Source organism: Flavobacterium sp. KACC 22758 (assembly GCF_028736135.1).
Classification (GTDB): domain Bacteria; phylum Bacteroidota; class Bacteroidia; order Flavobacteriales; family Flavobacteriaceae; genus Flavobacterium; species Flavobacterium johnsoniae.
Map to the genome: position 1 here is coordinate 404,471 of NZ_CP117878.1, position 14,954 is coordinate 419,424.

At 33.1% G+C, this 14,954-nt stretch carries 16 protein-coding genes; 5 read left to right on the forward strand and 11 right to left on the reverse strand.

Annotated features, from left to right (window positions below):
* Nucleotides 1–77: 77 nt before the first annotated feature.
* Both PQ462_RS01830 and PQ462_RS01835 read right to left on the reverse strand, forming a co-directional pair.
* Nucleotides 78–1,136 carry a phytase gene (locus PQ462_RS01830; RefSeq protein ID WP_274252159.1) on the reverse strand — a complete coding sequence of 353 codons (1,059 nt, stop codon included), beginning with the start codon at nucleotides 1,134–1,136 and terminating at the stop codon, nucleotides 78–80.
* A gap of 74 nt (nucleotides 1,137–1,210) precedes the next feature.
* Entirely contained in the window at nucleotides 1,211–4,021 is a 2,811-nt protein-coding gene (locus tag PQ462_RS01835) for a TonB-dependent receptor (protein WP_274252160.1), read from the reverse strand.
* A 239-nt stretch (nucleotides 4,022–4,260) separates the two neighbouring features.
* Here PQ462_RS01835 and PQ462_RS01840 point away from each other — a divergent pair, with 239 nt between their 5' ends.
* Nucleotides 4,261–5,361: a DUF4407 domain-containing protein gene (locus PQ462_RS01840; protein ID WP_274252161.1), complete on the forward strand. Its 1,101-nt coding sequence runs from the start codon at nucleotides 4,261–4,263 to the stop codon at nucleotides 5,359–5,361.
* 141 nt (nucleotides 5,362–5,502) lie between these two features.
* On the opposite strand, the gene PQ462_RS01845 is transcribed toward PQ462_RS01840, so the two are convergent.
* From PQ462_RS01845 to ruvC, 8 genes are all read right to left on the reverse strand, one after another.
* Nucleotides 5,503–6,207 (reverse strand): PH domain-containing protein, encoded by a 705-nt coding sequence (locus PQ462_RS01845; protein WP_012023450.1) that lies wholly within the window; start codon nucleotides 6,205–6,207, stop codon nucleotides 5,503–5,505.
* A gap of 84 nt (nucleotides 6,208–6,291) precedes the next feature.
* Nucleotides 6,292–6,663: an MmcQ/YjbR family DNA-binding protein gene (locus PQ462_RS01850; RefSeq protein ID WP_012023451.1), complete on the reverse strand. Its 372-nt coding sequence runs from the start codon at nucleotides 6,661–6,663 to the stop codon at nucleotides 6,292–6,294.
* Nucleotides 6,664–6,669: 6 nt separating this feature from the next.
* Complete coding sequence (locus PQ462_RS01855; protein ID WP_274252162.1) at nucleotides 6,670–7,020, reverse strand: DUF4260 domain-containing protein; 351 nt, start codon at nucleotides 7,018–7,020, stop codon at nucleotides 6,670–6,672.
* The gene (locus PQ462_RS01860; protein ID WP_274252163.1) at nucleotides 7,017–7,418 is read right to left on the reverse strand and encodes a GNAT family N-acetyltransferase; all 402 of its coding nucleotides are present in this window, start codon (nucleotides 7,416–7,418) and stop codon (nucleotides 7,017–7,019) included. The genes PQ462_RS01855 and PQ462_RS01860 overlap by 4 nt, the downstream gene beginning before the upstream one ends.
* Nucleotides 7,419–7,570: 152 nt before the next feature.
* Nucleotides 7,571–8,323, reverse strand: coding sequence for a cyclase family protein (locus PQ462_RS01865; RefSeq protein WP_274252164.1), 753 nt, complete (start codon nucleotides 8,321–8,323; stop codon nucleotides 7,571–7,573).
* 51 nt (nucleotides 8,324–8,374) lie between these two features.
* Nucleotides 8,375–8,752 carry a GxxExxY protein gene (locus tag PQ462_RS01870; RefSeq protein WP_274252165.1) on the reverse strand — a complete coding sequence of 126 codons (378 nt, stop codon included), beginning with the start codon at nucleotides 8,750–8,752 and terminating at the stop codon, nucleotides 8,375–8,377.
* A gap of 116 nt (nucleotides 8,753–8,868) precedes the next feature.
* Nucleotides 8,869–10,023, reverse strand: a complete 1,155-nt coding sequence (hemW, locus tag PQ462_RS01875; RefSeq protein WP_274252166.1) for a radical SAM family heme chaperone HemW — start codon at nucleotides 10,021–10,023, stop codon at nucleotides 8,869–8,871.
* A gap of 86 nt (nucleotides 10,024–10,109) precedes the next feature.
* Nucleotides 10,110–10,664, reverse strand: coding sequence for a crossover junction endodeoxyribonuclease RuvC (ruvC, locus tag PQ462_RS01880; protein ID WP_121362521.1), 555 nt, complete (start codon nucleotides 10,662–10,664; stop codon nucleotides 10,110–10,112).
* Nucleotides 10,665–10,773: 109 nt separating this feature from the next.
* On the opposite strand from ruvC, the gene PQ462_RS01885 reads away from it, so the two are divergent.
* Together PQ462_RS01885 and PQ462_RS01890 are read left to right on the forward strand one after the other, a co-directional pair.
* A complete protein-coding gene (locus PQ462_RS01885) occupies nucleotides 10,774–11,718 on the forward strand; it encodes a lysylphosphatidylglycerol synthase domain-containing protein (RefSeq protein WP_274253743.1) in 945 nt (314 codons plus the stop codon).
* Complete coding sequence (locus tag PQ462_RS01890; protein WP_274252167.1) at nucleotides 11,715–12,818, forward strand: glycosyltransferase family 2 protein; 1,104 nt, start codon at nucleotides 11,715–11,717, stop codon at nucleotides 12,816–12,818. Before PQ462_RS01885 ends, PQ462_RS01890 begins: the two co-directional genes overlap by 4 nt.
* Before the next feature lie 21 nt (nucleotides 12,819–12,839).
* Here PQ462_RS01890 and PQ462_RS01895 read toward each other — a convergent pair whose 3' ends face one another.
* A complete protein-coding gene (locus tag PQ462_RS01895; protein ID WP_121362518.1) occupies nucleotides 12,840–13,325 on the reverse strand; it encodes a hypothetical protein in 486 nt (161 codons plus the stop codon).
* A gap of 196 nt (nucleotides 13,326–13,521) precedes the next feature.
* Here PQ462_RS01895 and PQ462_RS01900 point away from each other — a divergent pair, with 196 nt between their 5' ends.
* Nucleotides 13,522–14,022 (forward strand): DUF456 domain-containing protein, encoded by a 501-nt coding sequence (locus PQ462_RS01900; RefSeq protein ID WP_044048251.1) that lies wholly within the window; start codon nucleotides 13,522–13,524, stop codon nucleotides 14,020–14,022.
* Between the two features lie 282 nt (nucleotides 14,023–14,304).
* Nucleotides 14,305–14,907, forward strand: coding sequence for a DUF937 domain-containing protein (locus PQ462_RS01905; RefSeq protein WP_149205657.1), 603 nt, complete (start codon nucleotides 14,305–14,307; stop codon nucleotides 14,905–14,907).
* The last annotated feature ends 47 nt before the right edge of the window (nucleotides 14,908–14,954 follow it).

Here is a 14,954-nt window from a genome sequence, read left to right on the forward strand (position 1 = left end):
TTTTTGTTTGGTTTTCAATCGCAGTAAAAAAAAATAAACACTAACACGGGTACTGCGACTGAAAACACTCAAAAGGTTTATTTTTTTGCTTCGTCGATACGTTTTTGGATTAAATCCCAAGCGTAATAATGGAAAGTCATTCCGTTGCTCATCGCTACAAAAAGTCCGTTTTTGTATTTTGGGCCTAAGTTTATACTTGTAACATCAGCACCGTCGCATTCAATTGTAGAAGTTGGAACTTCTGCCAATAACGGATGATTGTTTGGATTTCCGTTTGCACCTTCTCTTGGGTAAACCATAAACGAATTTGCCTGCTGGTTTGATACTAAAATATATCCTGTAGAATCTGTTTTTTTGTAAATCGCGATTCCTTCATGATCTGCTTTGAAATCTTTTTGACCAAAGAAAGCCAGTTCTTTATTATCGTTTAAAGCGGGATCTGCTTTGTATTTTCTAATTCCAGCCTGTTCATCACAATAGTAAACAAAACCTAATTCGTTGTCTACTGCAATAGCTTCAATTTCTTTCTTTCCGCTGTACGTTCCAAATTTGCGAACCACTTTTGCAGCAGCGAATTTTCCGTTTCCAGAAAGTTCATACTGCCATAAATAACTTCCAGAAGGTCCCGTTTTTCTTCCCACAATAGCGAAAATCTTTCCATCGCTTGGACGAGTATATAAAGCAATTCCCATAGGATCGCGTTCTGTATCGCCTTCAAAAACAGGAATTCCGCCGTTATCAATTGGTTCTAAATCAGGTAAACTGAAAATTCTGATTCTGTTTTCTTCACGTTCTGTTGTTACGGCAACGTCTACTTTTTTCCCGTCAATAATCAATCCGTAAGCGATATCAACGTTGTTTGGGCGTTTTAAAGTAATTGATTTTTTAAGGATTTTTCCATTCAAATCAAAAGCATACAAAGCGCCGTCTGTATCTTTATCTGTTCCTACAATGATGCTTTTTGAAGGATCTGTCGGGTGAATCCAGATAGAAGGATCATCAGTATCGTGAGGCAGGGCTTCTGTAACTGCTGTTGGTTTTACGGCGTTTGGCTGAACTGGAGCTAATTTATCGTCTTTACAAGCCGTGAATGAAACAGCTAAAAGTAAAAGAGCAATTAAAGATTTATTTTTCATTATGATATATGTTTTAATGCAATTAGACAGAGCGCTAAACTCTGTCTAATTTAAGAATTTTAAAAAAGTGCAGATTACAAGTCTAATTTCAATCCGAAATTGTAACGAGGCTGGTAATACTCAGCTTGTTTTGTATGAGCAGCAACTCCTTGGTAGTAACGTAACGGCTGATTTGTTAAGTTATTAGCTTCTGCAAAAAAGCGAAGTTTTGGAGTAATTTTGTAAGAAGCATTTGCATCTAAGAAAAACTGCTTGTCATAGTAACTGTCTTTGTAAGACTCAGAACCTAATTCATCTAAATAATCAGATGTAAAGTTTGTTGAGATTCTTGCAGAGAAACGTTTGTTTTCCCAAGATAAAGAACCATTAAACATGTGCGGTGCAGTACCTGGAAGGCTGATATTTTTTCTTTCGTTTCCATCCTCATCAGCAATTCCTTTTGCTTTAGATTTTGTGTACGTATAGTTTAAGTAAATACCAAAACCTTTTAAGAATTTTCCAGGAAGGAAATCTAACTGACGTTGTAAAGCAACCTCAAATCCGTAAACATTAACATTGTCTCCGTTTCTTGATTGTAAAAATGACCAGTTTTCTCCAGTTGGAATTGGGTTTGATTGATTTGGGAAATCTGCAGCAAATTTAGCATCTGTGTATTGATTGTCGCTGTAGTTGTAAATGAAATCATTTAATTTTTTGTAGAAAACACCTCCGGAAATTAAACCAACAGATTTGAAATAATTCTCTACCATGAAATCATAGTTGTATGCGTATGTAGCTTTAAGACCTGGATTTCCAGCTGTAATTTCTTTATCGGCTGCAATGTTGTTTACATAAGGAGCCAATGCATAATAGTTTGGTCTTGCAAGTGCCGTTGTAGCCGCTGCTCTTAATACTAAATCTTTTGTTGCGTTGTATTGGAATGAAATACTTGGCAATACATTCGTGTATGAGTTTGTGTTGTTGATTTTGCTTTCTAATTCTTCTTCATCTAAAACTCTGTTTCCTGTATAATCAATATGAGTATTTTCAACACGAACACCCATTACCATAGAAAGTTTATCATTAAAATCCTGATCCCATCTTACGTAAGCAGCAGAAATTCTTTCTTTAGCATTGTAATTTACCGCTAAATATTCTGCTGGGTCTGTTTCTTTATCAAATAAAGCAGGGTTATTTAAATCTAAACTTCCTAAGAAAGAAGCCGAAGCAAACGCACCCGGAACATATTTACTTCCCGGATTAAAGTTTTTCCCATCATAATAGCTGTTAGGAACTTCAGATAATAATTCCATGCCATCATTAATTGGCTCGTAAGCATAAAACATATTGTTTCTTTCTTTTTCCTTTAAACGAAGTCTAAGACCTGTTCTTAATCTTCCTTTTTCCCCTGCAATTACAGAGAAAGGAAAACGGATGTTTACTTTTGCGCCAAATTCGCTTTCGCTGGTTTCGTCTGTATTTTCAGTAACAGAATCAAATTTAAATTGATCAAGAGCTTCTCCAGCCGTTGTAACCAAAGGAAATCTTGTGTCTGTTAAGTTTTCGAATACATCAAGACCTTTTTGGCGGTATTCGATATAACGCTCGCCTGGACGGTATTCTCTTGCTTTTGCATAGTTGGCAGACCAGTCTAAATCTAAAGTAGAGTTGATTAAATGCTCTCCACGAAGCGAATAATTCTGAACTCTTTGGTCTTCTAATCTTCTGTTTTTGTTTCGGCTGTTGTCAACACCACCTTTTGTCTGACGTTTTACACGACCTTCAAAACCAATAATTTCTTCACCATTATAAAGAGGCTCAATATCGTCGATTGTGGTTCTGAAACGGTTTTCTCTATCGTCTCTCCAGTTGTAGATTGCATTCGCAAAAATTGTATTGTTTTCGTTGAATTTATAATCTAAAGCCAAAGAAGCACTGCGGCGAATACGCTGTACATCATATTTTCTAATTTCTGAAGCTTGAAGATATTCATTTCCAAAATCATCTTTTACCCATTCATTTTCGATGTTATCAGAACCGTAATCTACATTGTTATAAGATCCGCTGAAAACAACTCCTAATTTATCATTTGCAAAACGGTTACCATAAACAAATCCTGCTGTATAAGAAGCATGCTCACGAATTGGTAAATATCCTCCTGCAAGCGTAGCAGAGATTCTTTCTCCGTTTGGAGTTGCTCTTGTAATTAAGTTAACAGAACCTCCAATTGCATCAGCATCCATGTCTGATGTAAGCGTTTTGTTTACTTCAATTGTAGAAATCATATCAGACGGAATTAAGTCCATTTGTACGTTTCTGTTATCACCTTCAGCAGAAGGAATACGGTCACCATTTAAAGTAACAGAGTTTAAAGACGGAGCCAAACCTCTAATGATAATGTTACGAGCTTCACCTTGGTCATTTTGCATTGTAATACCAGGAACACGTTTTAATGCATCTCCAACGTTCGCATCAGGAAAACGACCCATTTGGTCAGAAGAAATTACGTTTCCAATATTTTTATTGTTTTTCTGCTGGTTCAGTGCTTTAGCCTGACCTTTTAAGATATCTCCAACAACAACCTCTTTCAGTTCGTTTTCAGAAGCTTTAAGAGCAAAATCAATTACATTGTTTTTTCCTTGTTCTACTTTTATTTCTTGAGTTAAAGTAGTATATCCAATATATTTTACTTCAACTTTATAAGTTCCTTCAGTAATATTTAATAATTCAAAACGACCGTTGTAGTCAGAAACGGTGTATTTTTTTTCACCTATAATTTGAACCATGGCTCCAGGCAGAGGCAGTTTGTCATCAGCATCTAATATCTTTCCGGATATTATCGCTTTCTGGGCAAAACCTGTTAAGGTCAATAATAAAAATGTTGTTAATAAATAGAATTTTTTCATCGTTGTGTTTTGTTTTTTATTTGATCGGTGCGAAGCTAAAGCCCCAGTATTACTAAACCCTTGGAAAAAAATTAACATAGTGTTATGATTACCCGGATAATGCTTGTTATTATTAATGTTTAAGTAACATTAAAACTTCAAGTTTTTGATTTACAAGTAAAAAGAAATTGATATTTTGATTAGAATTAAAAATTTGGCGTTAAATTTGCCGTATCAATCACAATCAAAAATCATCAATCATGTTAAAACAATTTTTTATCCTTTGTTCAGGAGCCGACCGCGACATCCTGGAAAACTGTTCAGAAGGCGAACAAACCAAATATGTTGGTATTGGTGCCACAGTATTTTTTACAGCAGTAATGGCTTTCTTAGCCAGTGCTTATGCGCTTTTTACTGTTTTCGATTCTATTTATCCCGCTTTGATTTTTGGATTTGTATGGAGTTTATTAATCTTTAATCTGGATCGATTTATCGTTTCTACTATTAAGAAAAGAGATCGTTTTATGGATGAATTCCTGCAGGCGACCCCTCGTATTATATTGGCAGTAATTATTGCGATTGTAATTTCTAAGCCTTTGGAAATTAAAATTTTCGAAAAAGAAATCAATACCGTTTTATTAAAAGAAAAAAACGAGATGGAATTGGCCAATAAAAAGCAGGTTGGTAATTATTTCAAATCAGATTTAGATAAAAATAAAGCCGAGATTGCAGCTCTAAAAGCCGATATTCTAAAAAAAGAGAAAGAAGTAAACGATTTGTATTCAGTTTATATTACTGAGGCCGAAGGAACAACAGGAACAAAAAAACTTGGAAAAGGTCCGGTTTATAAAGAAAAACGCGAAAAACACGATGCAGCTTTAAAAGAACTTGAAGTTCTTAAAAAGACCAACGAAGCTAAAATTGCCGAAAAAGAAAAAGCAGGAGTTCAGCTTCAAGCCGATTTAGACAAAAAAGTTTCGCAGACACAGCCTATCATCGAAAGTTTTGATGGGTTAATGGCACGTATCAATGCTTTGAATAAACTGCCTTGGCTTCCGTCATTTTTCATTATGCTTTTGTTTCTGGCAATTGAAACATCACCAATTATTGCCAAATTGTTAGCTCCAAAAGGTGAATTTGATTTTAAACAAGAAGAAGCCGAAACGGCAATGAAAGCCACTTTGGAACAAAACAAATACCAACGTGAATTATTAGTAAAAACCAGTGCAGAAATGCATGATAAAGTTTATGCTGATATTGCAGAAGATAAAGGTTTATTTGATTTACAGCGAAAAAATGCAAAAGAATTACTGGAACTGCAGTCGCATAAATTTGTAGAAAAGCAGAAGGCGACTTTATAAGTCGAAAGTTGGAAAGTCTAAAGTTATAAAGTCGAAATGCAGACTTAAAAAAGAAAGCCAGAAATAGAATTTCTATTTCTGGCTTTTATTTATAAACAAAAGAAAACTTTAAGACTTTCGACTTTTGACTTTAAGACTATTTTACATGTAACTTAAAATCTCTTTTTTGTAAGCGTCATATTCTCCCTGCATGATTAAACCATTGTCAAGAAGTTTTTTGTAATTCTGTAATTTATCAAAAAGTTCTTCTTTAGATAAATCGCTTAATTTTCGTTCTCCGGCTGGCTGAGTCGGAAGCGGTTCATAAGTTTCTGTAACAACAGGAGCTGCTGGTAAAATTTCAGCAAAACTTGTTACTTCTTCTGTTTCAACTTCTTCGATCTCTTCTTCTGCTTCTTCTTCAAAAACAGGTTCAGCAGTTTCTTGAATTGGAGTGGCAGTCTGAACTGGATTTTTTAATAAATCCAATTGTTCTTTAGCGTAAGTATAAATTTTTCTAGCCTGAATTTTTGGAATATAGTCAATAGAAACGGCTAAATCTGTTTTAGTGCCAAATGAAAATTCAGAACCTAAAATGTTTTCTTTTACAAAAGTACTCGCAATATCATCCCAAGTATAATCTGTAAAATCCATAGAAAGCCCTAAATTTTTAGGTTTACAGATAATGATACGTTTGTTTGTTAATACAATACTATCCGGAAAAACAGTAATCGCAGGCTTTTTTTGTACTGCGATGTATCCAACTTCTTCGCCTTTCATTAATAAATCTGTAAGTTTCGAAGTGATTTTTTCAATCGCTTTTGGATCTTGTTCTTCGTTCAGAAATTTTTTAAATTGTTCTTTCATGGTGTTATAAGTTGCTAAGTTACACAGTAACTATCCCGAGACTTCGGGACTGAATTTTTTTTTCTAACGATGCAAATGTAATGCCTAATTTTCTAATTCGATAATTTCATTCTGAATTTTCTTTGTCAAACTTTTGAAAACCAATTCATACGAATGGTCTATCAATTCTTTGACAAATTTTACGGGTAAATTTCCGTTTAATGCCACCGTATTCCAATGTACTTTACTCATATGAAATCCTGGCTGTATTTCGTCATATTCGGCTCTGAGCTCTTGTGCACGGTCTGGATCACATTTTAAATTGACTGACTGTTCATTCTTCTCCCATTGTGATAAAGAAGATAAGGCAAACATTTTTCCTCCAACTTTAAAAACCAAAGTATCTTCATCAAAAGGAAAATGTTCGCTCACCCCTTTTTTAGACAGACAATATTCGTAAAACGTTTCTAAATTCATAACTTTTTATTTACCAATTTCACCCAAATGCGTGTATTTAAAACCTTTTTCATATTTAAGACCGTATCCAAAAATACGATCCATAGCCGAATGTGAAAATAAAATAATTCCGGCTAATTGAGCGCTTTCAATGCTTAAATAACATCCAGCAGCATAAATTAAAAGTGCAATTCCTTTATGGTGAAAGATGTTATACAAAAATGCTCCTGCTTTATTGCCAAATGCATATCCAATCATAGACAAATCAGGAGCCAAGATTAAAGCCAGAAACCACCACCATTCATAACTTAAACGGTTGAAAAGAAATATTCCAAGAACAAATAAGGCAGTTTCTTCGAGTTTTAATACTGTTTTCATTTTACTATTTTTTCCATCATTTTTTCAGGATGATTCAGTTTTGTAAATCCGAATTTTTCATATAAAAAGTGCGCATCAGTTGTGGCCAATCGCCATATTTTTACTTCCTGAAGCTGTGAATCATTCATCATTGTTTCAATTAAAATTGATGAATAACCTTTTCCGCGATGTTCTTCATCAATAAAAACATCCATTAAATAAGCAAAAACGACGTAATCCGTTATGACGCGTGCAAAGCCAATTTGCTTATCATCTAAATAAATTCCAAAACAAACCGAAGCATCAATTGTACGTTGTACTTCATCAATAGTTCGTCCAGCTGCCCAATAAATGTCTTTTAAAAAATTCTGTATAAAAGGAACGTCGAGTTTTGTTTTGTCAGTTGAAACAGTAATCATTTTAATTTTAGATTTTAGAGTTCAGATTTTAGATTTTTTTGCTACAGATTAAAAAGATTAACACAGATTAAATCATTTTAATCCTTTAATCTGTGGCGAAAAATTAGTGTAATTGCTTCGCCTGTTCGCTATCGCTCGGGTTGTGGTAACCTTTAAATCTTATATAAAATTGGCTTTGATGGGCTTGCGTCATTTTCAAACGAAGCGATTTGAAGATTTAGTATATAACTTCCATCTTCAATTTCGTCCGGAACGTAAATCATTTCTGTAATCGTAGCATTAAATCTCGCATCTGAATTTAGATTGTGCGTGTCTTTTACATTCCAAAACGCCTTATGTGCCAATAATTTCCCTTCATCGTGTTCTTTGTCAACACTTGGCAAATCAATCAGTAAATGCTGAATTTCGCTTTCGCGGATGAAAATTGCTGCTTCTTCAGACAAATACGGCGGATTTGTATTGGAATATTTTCTTGATTTTTTTTCCTTTTGATTTGGAAGTGTTCTTATAATAATTGCTTCCAAAGATGTCACATTGAGCGAAGTCGAAATGCTTTCTTTTGTAATAACATAATCTTCTCCAATCTTTTCAGGTTCAACCGTAATCAATTTAGCATAAAAGAAGAACTGTTTCAGCCATTGATTAATACTAAAAAAATCATTCGTAATATGACCTAAACATTCCGTGTGCGTTCCATGCCCATGCGGATTGAAAAATATATTATTGAAATTCGTTGATGATTTTCCTTCTGAAACTTTCCCAATCCAGTCGCCAAAAACTACAGGTTCAATAACCGGTTTTTCAATATACCAGGCAATTGGGTTTTCATCTGTATTGGTTAATGGAATAGAGATATCAATGGGTTTTGATAAGTCAATTTCGAAGTTGTTTATTTTTGCTATCATAATTTAACCGCAAGGAGCGCTAAGGTTTACGCAAAGGTCGCTAGGATTTTATTAAAGATTGTTTGCTATTCTTTTAACTCCGTGTTTTAGTAATGCAACATTAAAATTTATTAATAAGCCTAATTTGCAATTTGTTAATTTTAAATAAGTCAATATTTGAGCGAAATGTACTTCATTTAAACAATCGACTGCTTTTATTTCCAAAATTAGTTTATTTTCTACTAAAATATCTAATCGATAACCAACATCTAATTTCACCTCTTCATAAATCAAAGGCAAAGCCTTTTGCTTTTCAACCAATAAGCCTAGTTTTCTTAACTCATAAAATAAGCATTCTTCGTAAGCACTTTCTAAAAGTCCAGGTCCTAAAGTTTGATGAACCTTCAAAGCCGAATGAAACACAATGCGTGATAAATCATTTTCTGACATGAGCAATTAATTATAAAATTAAAACTCAAATCTACGGTTTAATTCTGTTTTATATAAATTTATTCTTACAAAAAAAACAATAGCGTTCTTTGCGTAAATCTTAGCGCTCCTTGCGGTTAAATTTCAGGTTCTAAATAAAATAAATCTGAAGCAATTCCATCCGTTAAAAATTTTCCTTTAAGAGTTGGTTTAAGAATATTGTTTTCGATCGATAGCAAATCGTCGTTTAAGAACTTTTGAGATTGTTCTAATAGATAATTCAAATATTCTGAACCAAATTCCTTTTCAATTCTTTCTAAAGAAACGCCCCAAATCGTTCGCAGCCCCGTCATAATATATTCATTATAACGATCTGAAATGGTTAATGTTTCCGTTTCAATTGGAAGTTCATCGTTTTGAATCGCTTTTAAATACAATGAATTATTTGCAATATTCCAGCCTCTTTTTTCACCGTCGTAACTATGTGCCGAAGGTCCGATTCCGATATATTTTTTACCTAACCAATACGCCGAATTGTTTTTGGAGAAATAATTCTCTTTTCCAAAATTCGATAATTCGTAATGAATAAAACCATTTTTTTGAAGCATTTCAACCAAAATCATAAAATGGTTTGAAGCGGCTTCGTCTTGAGGTTCTGCAACTTTTCCGGTTTGAATTAATTTGCTTAAAGCCGTTTTAGGCTCAACCGTCAAGGCATAACTCGAAATATGCGGAATACCAAAATCTAAAGCAGTTTGTATATTTTTTTTCCACATTTCGTCGCTCATTCCCGGAATTCCGTAAATTAAATCAAGGGAAATATTATCAAAGTATTTGGTTGCTTCTTCAAGACATTTTTTGGCTTCCGCCGAATTATGAGCGCGATTCATCATTTTCAAATCCTCTTCATAAAAAGACTGAATCCCGATGCTTAAACGATTTATAGGACTTTTAGATAATTCCAGAATTCTTTCAGCAGACAAATCATCTGGATTGGTTTCGAGTGTAATTTCCGGATTTTCGACAACTTTATAATTTTTATAAACTTCAGAAATTAAAAAGTTGATTTCATCATTTGATAAAACTGAAGGAGTTCCGCCGCCAAAATAAATGGTTTCCACAATCTCATTGTCACTTCGAGCGGAGTCGAGAAGTTCATTTTTACGCATGCCAATTTCTTTGGCTAATGCCAACACCATATCGTCTTTCTTTTTCATAGAAGTAGAAAAATGAAAGTCGCAATAATGGCAAGCCTGTTTGCAAAAAGGTATATGAATGTAAATTCCTGGCATTTTTAATTAGATAATTAGAGAATGTGTCAATTAGATAATTTATGGTTGTCTACAGAATTATCTAATTATCAAATTGGCATATTGACTCATTTCTTAACTCGATCCTCGTTTTGTTTCACAAAAGCATCCCAGCCCGAATAACTTTTTCCGGCAATAACTTTTCCAGAATTAAAGAAATGACAAACCGCTGCTGCCAAACCGTCTGTTGAATCGAGATTTTTTGGTAATTCTTTTAAACCTAAAAGCTGTTGTAACATTTTAGCGACCTGTTCTTTGCTTGCATTTCCGTTTCCGGTAATTGCCATTTTTATTTTTTTAGGTTCGTATTCTGTAATCGGAATTCCTCTTGAAAGACCCGCTGCCATGGCGACACCTTGCGCACGACCTAATTTCAGCATCGATTGTACGTTTTTACCAAAGAAAGGAGCTTCAATTGCAATTTCGTCTGGGCAATGCGTTTCGATTAATTCAATGGTTCTTTCAAAAATGATTCTTAATTTTTGGTAATGATTGTCGTATTTAGAAAGCTGCAATTCGTTTAATTGCAGAAATTCCATTTTTTTATTGATTACTTTAATCAATCCAAAACCCATAATTGTAGTTCCGGGGTCAATGCCTAATATGATGCGTTCTTTTGTCAAAGTTTTTGTTTCAAGTTTGAGGTTTCACGTTTCAAGTTTTTGAAAAATGATACCTATTCATTTTCTCATTTTCAAATTGCCACATTCTCAAATTGATTACTTTTGCGGCATGATTTCAATTCCTCACAAAGCTAAGCAATTCCTAGTTCTTCTGGCCAAACTTTTAATTGTTGGCGGCGCATTTTATTTTATTTACAACCAGCTGGCAAACAACGACAAATTAGACTGGAGTAAATTCATTGTTTTATTCCGAAAAAATCAATCGGTTTTAGGAATTTCGTTTATTTTGCTTTTGAGTATTTTGAATCGTTATTTCGAGATTTTGAAGTGGCAGAATCTGGCACAGGTAATTCATAAAATATCGGTTTATGAAGCCACAAAACAGGTTTTGGCCGCTTTGACAGCCGGAATTTTTACACCAAACGGAGTAGGAGAGTATGCTGGAAAAGCGTTGTATTATCCAAAAAATGAAGCTAAAAGAGTTGTTTTTTTAAACCTGATTTGCAACGGAATCCAAATGATTCTAACTGTGATTTTCGGGATTTTTGGATTACTGTATTTCAATGCACAATTTAATGTAATTACAACCAAAACAGTTCTAATTCTTTTTGGAGGATTTGCATTCATTCTGATTGTATTATTTTCAATTAAAAAGATAAAAATAAAGGGATATTCTATTGAAAAGCTGATTCATAAAATCAACGAAATTCCAAAATCTGTTCACCAGAAAAATATCTTTTTAGGAATTTGCCGCTATTTGGTTTTTTCGCATCAGTATTACTTTTTGTTTTTAGGTTTTGATGTCGATTTACCGTATTTAACTTTAATGGCAGCAATAACGTCGGTTTACTTTTTAGCTTCTTCATTGCCGACATTTCAGTTTTTAGATTTTGCAGTAAAAGGAAGCGTTGCCATTTATTTCTTCGGAATTTTAGGCGTAAACGAATGGATTGTAATTTTCATAAGCACTTTAATGTGGTTCTTGAACGTCGTTTTACCAGTAGTTTTAGGAAGTTATTTTGTACTGAATTTTAAAACCAAAACAGCAGAATGATTTTTGTGTTGTTTGCAATATTAACCACTTATATCGTCAGCATTTTTTTGCTGATTTATGGTTTTGTCAAAGTAAAAAAATATCAAAAAACAGATTTAAAACCACAAACTAGTTTTACAATTGTAGTTCCGTTTCGAAATGAAAAAGAAAACCTGCCCAATCTTTTAAACAGCATTTCAAACTTAAATTATCCAACAGATTTATTTGAAGTGATTTTGGTTGATGATTCTTCAATTGAAAAGTTTCAATTGTCAATTGTTAATTATCAATTGTCAATTATTGATAATATCCGTGTTTCAAATTCTCCAAAAAAAGATGCCATTACAACAGCAATACAGCACGTAAAAACAGATTGGGTTATTACAACCGATGCTGATTGTATTGTTCCGGAAAACTGGCTTTTGACGTTTGATAATTTTATTCAGGAAAATAAAATTGCAATGGTTGCAGGAGCGGTTTCATACGAATGTGAAAATTCTTTTTTAGATCATTTTCAGCAATTAGATTTAACAAGTTTGCAAGGTGCTACAATTGGAAGTTTTGGTTTAAACAAAGGCTTTATGTGCAATGGGGCTAATTTTGCCTACAAAAAAACGTTGTTTCAAAGCTTAAACGGTTTTGAAGGAAATGACAAAATTGCCAGCGGTGACGATGTTTTTTTATTGCAGAAAGCAATCGAAATGTTTCCATATGAGGTGCATTATTTAAAAGCTCATGAAGCAATTGTATTAACAAAACCTACCGAAAACTGGAAAACATTATTTCATCAAAGAGTACGCTGGGCGGCAAAAACAAGTTCTTATAAAAGTACGTTTGGTAAATTTCTGGGAATAATTGTATTCTTCGGAAACTTAAGTTTGGTAATTGCTTTTTTCTTGTTTCTTTCCGGAATTATGGGTTATCCATTTTTGGTTTTATCTGCTTTTTTAAAGTTTGCTGTAGATTTTGTTCTGCTTTCCATCACCAATAAATTTTTAACCAAAACCAGAATTAAAAGTCTTTTATTAAGCAGTTTGTTTTATCCTTTTTTCAGCTCTGCTGTAGCTTTATATAGTTTGTTTGGCTCTTATGAATGGAAAGACCGCAGGTTTAGGAGTTAATTTTCTACAGTTCAAAAAGGATTATTTTTTATTCTTCTCTTTAATAATTACAGGTAAAATAAATTGAGTTTTTACAGGAAGACCTCGTTTTATGGCTGGATTTACTTTAGGAAAATCGACTAAACGTGCATGAAGAATACTATCGATTCTAATAGTGTCATAAGCCACAGAATCTTTTTGAAATTGAGGTTCAAATTTCATTTTAGAATTCGGAAAAATAGTCACTTTTACTTGTATTGTATCCAGATCCGGATATAGAATCGACAAACTGTCAACGTCGAGTTTTTCCTGAATAAGCTGCGACATAACATCAAAAAAACATTTTTGACGTTCTTTTTTGTCTGTAATTGTCTCGCAGTCAGAAACCGTAGGATATTCGTCAACTTCTTTCCAGTTAATTGATTTTAGCTCTTTTTGAAGTAATTCTTTTTCAGAAGGAACTTTCTTCTCAAAATATTGACAAGAGTTGAAAAATATGAAAACTATAAAAAAGAAAAACTGCTTCAAGATTTTGACTTTGAATTGAATAAACTAAAATTTTGTGGTATAAAAATACAATTATTTTCTTGGGGAAACTCGGTCTTTGGGTAATAAAAACGAAAGAAAATAACTCAAAAATGTTTTAAAAGAGATTTTCTTGTTTTTTCTTTCTATTTTTATAAGACACACAAATAAATTGCAGATTGCAAAATTACATAAAAATATGGATTCATTATTGTTGATATTAGGTTTTATATGCATGGTAGTAGGTGTTTTTGGCAGTTTTCTGCCTGTTTTGCCGGGACTTTCCAGCTGTTGGGTTGGTTTGCTGCTGTTGTACTTAACAAAAGCCGTTGATAACAATTACTGGCTTTTAGGAATAACACTTTTGCTTACCATCATAATTACTGTTTTAGATTATATCATTCCGGCAAAAGGAACTAAAAAGTTTGGCGGAAGCTCTTATGGTGTTTGGGGAACAAACATCGGGTTAATAATTGGAATTCTGGCTCCAATTCCATTTGGGGTAATTATTGGTCCGTTTGTAGGAGCTTTAGTTGGTGAAATGATATATGATTCAACAAACCATAAACGTGCGTTAAAAGCAGCTACAGGATCTCTTCTTGGTTTCCTGGCATCGAGTTTTATAAACTTTGTGTTTTGTATAATATATTTCGGAATTTTCATCCACACAACATGGGAATATCGAAACTTATTATTTTAATTATGTAACAAATAATTAGCTTTTTTCTTATTTTTTAATTTTTTTAAGAAAAATTTGAATTTTTTTAGAAATAAGATTTTCTCTGTTTTGACTGCGCAGAGGCTATATTTACTGGTATTTGACGTTTTTTATGTTAAAGTGCTCATAATCTACAAAGTAAAATCTTAACTTATTTTTTGGATATGTTAAAATATTTTATATTTTTATCCTGATAAACGATAAAAAGCCCCACTTTATCGATTATTTTGAATAAGTATAAATAATTATTTAAAAGTTATGAGTATGACCCCAAACCTACAAATTGAACTTAGACGTTTTATTTCTTCTAATGTTGTTTCAAAGCTAAACAAGTTTTATTTTGAAAATGATGCACTCCTGATAAAGGGAATTGATGTTTCGATAGGTACGGTTTTAATGGGACTCTATAACAAGGCCGAAGAATCTGGTTTTTACAAAGAGATTATTTCTCAAATTGAAGACAATTCAAGTTTTTATCAGGAAGTTGATTTTACTTCTGGCAGAATTTTATCAGTCGACGATTGTTATCGCACAGAAGGAAATCCAATATTAAAAGAAATCTTTACAAATAAAAAAGGCAGAATTTCTGAAATGATTTCAAACGAAGTCGGCATCAAAAGTGAAACAGCCCGCGAAATACTTAACTTCTCTGCACTCCTTGTAGTCTCTTATCTTAAAAATAACATTCAGTTACTTGATAGTCTAAAACTCCTTTTAGAAGAACAAAAAAGAGATATTTTAAACAGCATTCAACCCGGAATCAAAATTATCCTTGGCTTTTCATGTTACGAATCTGTTGAAGAAAAAAACCAAAACATCGGAAGATCAATCTTTACACTTTTCGGACATAATTTTTTTAGTTTCTAAGAAATAAAAAATCCCATCTTACAAAAGTAAAACAGGATTTATATTCA

Coding starts and splice junctions, on each gene's coding strand:
- PQ462_RS01830 (WP_274252159.1), bottom strand. CDS start 1,136: ATGAAAAATAAATCTTTAATTGCTCTTTTACTTTTAGCTGTTTCATTC.
- PQ462_RS01835 (WP_274252160.1), bottom strand. CDS start 4,021: ATGAAAAAATTCTATTTATTAACAACATTTTTATTATTGACCTTAACA.
- PQ462_RS01840 (WP_274252161.1), top strand. CDS start 4,261: ATGTTAAAACAATTTTTTATCCTTTGTTCAGGAGCCGACCGCGACATC.
- PQ462_RS01845 (WP_012023450.1), bottom strand. CDS start 6,207: ATGAAAGAACAATTTAAAAAATTTCTGAACGAAGAACAAGATCCAAAA.
- PQ462_RS01850 (WP_012023451.1), bottom strand. CDS start 6,663: ATGAATTTAGAAACGTTTTACGAATATTGTCTGTCTAAAAAAGGGGTG.
- PQ462_RS01855 (WP_274252162.1), bottom strand. CDS start 7,020: ATGAAAACAGTATTAAAACTCGAAGAAACTGCCTTATTTGTTCTTGGA.
- PQ462_RS01860 (WP_274252163.1), bottom strand. CDS start 7,418: ATGATTACTGTTTCAACTGACAAAACAAAACTCGACGTTCCTTTTATA.
- PQ462_RS01865 (WP_274252164.1), bottom strand. CDS start 8,323: ATGATAGCAAAAATAAACAACTTCGAAATTGACTTATCAAAACCCATT.
- PQ462_RS01870 (WP_274252165.1), bottom strand. CDS start 8,752: ATGTCAGAAAATGATTTATCACGCATTGTGTTTCATTCGGCTTTGAAG.
- hemW (WP_274252166.1), bottom strand. CDS start 10,023: ATGCCAGGAATTTACATTCATATACCTTTTTGCAAACAGGCTTGCCAT.
- PQ462_RS01885 (WP_274253743.1), top strand. CDS start 10,774: ATGATTTCAATTCCTCACAAAGCTAAGCAATTCCTAGTTCTTCTGGCC.
- PQ462_RS01890 (WP_274252167.1), top strand. CDS start 11,715: ATGATTTTTGTGTTGTTTGCAATATTAACCACTTATATCGTCAGCATT.
- PQ462_RS01900 (WP_044048251.1), top strand. CDS start 13,522: ATGGATTCATTATTGTTGATATTAGGTTTTATATGCATGGTAGTAGGT.
- PQ462_RS01905 (WP_149205657.1), top strand. CDS start 14,305: ATGACCCCAAACCTACAAATTGAACTTAGACGTTTTATTTCTTCTAAT.